Here is a 1067-nt window from a genome sequence, read left to right on the forward strand (position 1 = left end):
GCCGCAGCCCGCGCCGCAGCGCCTCGGCGCCCGTGACGCCGGTGCCCGAGGCCGCCGCGGGCGGGCGCAGGGCCGCCGGAGCGTGCTCGGACGCGTCCGGAGCGGCGGGTTCGGTCGGCGCCAGCACCTCCGCCATCCCCCGCAGCAGCTGCGCCAGGATCGTGCCGGAGTTGCCCCGGGCGCCGATCAGGGCGCCGTGGGCCATGGCGCGTATCGCGTCCGGGAGGGCGGGGCCCCGCTCGTCGGCGACGGCCGCGTGCGCGTCGAAGACCGCTTCCACGGCCTGGGCGGCGGACTCCAGGGTCAGATAGAGGTTGGTGCCGGTGTCGCCGTCCGCGACCGGGTAGACGTTGATCGCGTCGATGCCCTCGCGGGCCCGCCCCAGCGCGTCGAGGGCGAGGCCGCACCACGTACGTACCGTGGTGGCGTCGAGGGTGTGCGGCACCTGCGTCCTCCTCGGACCGGGGGCGGAGGGAATGGGCGGGCGATCGCTCCGCAGAGTAGCCGCGGGCCGGCAGGCGGCCCGGGCCGGGGCCCGGCCGACCATGGTAGTTTCGCTGTACGGGAGCGGTCGTTGTATGCTGCTCCGGTTGCCCGATGAGAATCGGGCCATTCCACCTGGCACCGCCGGTCATCACTGATCTCGGCCAAGCCGGGATTCACCGTAAGTGCATCTGAAGTCTTTGGAGTGACCCGTGGCTGCCAACTGCGACGTCTGCGGCAAGGGGCCGGGCTTCGGCAAGAGCGTTTCTCACTCGCACCGCCGCACCAACCGTCGTTGGAACCCCAACATCCAGACGGTGCGCGCTGTGATCGGGCGCACGCCGAAGCGGCTCAACGTCTGCACCTCGTGCATCAAGGCCGGCAAGGTCTCGCGCTGACGTTCCTGTCGTAGCGCAGCCAAGCTGGTTGCCCAAAGCCGGTCCACCTCACGGTGGGCCGGCTTTTTGCCGCCCGCACGCCCCGGTGCGGGCCAACGCCACCGCCCGCCCCGGCTCGGGTCAACGCCCCCGCACGCCCAGCTCGGGTCAACGGCTCAGGACAGCGCCTGTCTCCTATACACATAT

2 protein-coding genes are annotated in these 1067 nt (G+C 72.1%); one reads left to right on the forward strand and one right to left on the reverse strand.

All coding sequences use genetic code 11. From position 1 onward, the window contains the following. Positions 1 to 445, reverse strand: a 445-nt coding sequence (locus AOK16_RS23780; protein ID WP_240483726.1) for a DAK2 domain-containing protein, incomplete at its 3' end; no start/stop codon positions are given. 250 nt (positions 446 to 695) lie between these two features. On the opposite strand from AOK16_RS23780, the gene rpmB reads away from it, so the two are divergent. Further along, complete coding sequence (gene rpmB / locus AOK16_RS23785; protein ID WP_003984695.1) at positions 696 to 881, forward strand: 50S ribosomal protein L28; 186 nt, start codon at positions 696 to 698, stop codon at positions 879 to 881. The last annotated feature ends 186 nt before the right edge of the window (positions 882 to 1067 follow it).

The sequence above is a fragment of the Streptomyces pathocidini genome (assembly GCF_001418495.1).
In the GTDB taxonomy this organism is placed as follows: domain Bacteria; phylum Actinomycetota; class Actinomycetes; order Streptomycetales; family Streptomycetaceae; genus Streptomyces; species Streptomyces pathocidini.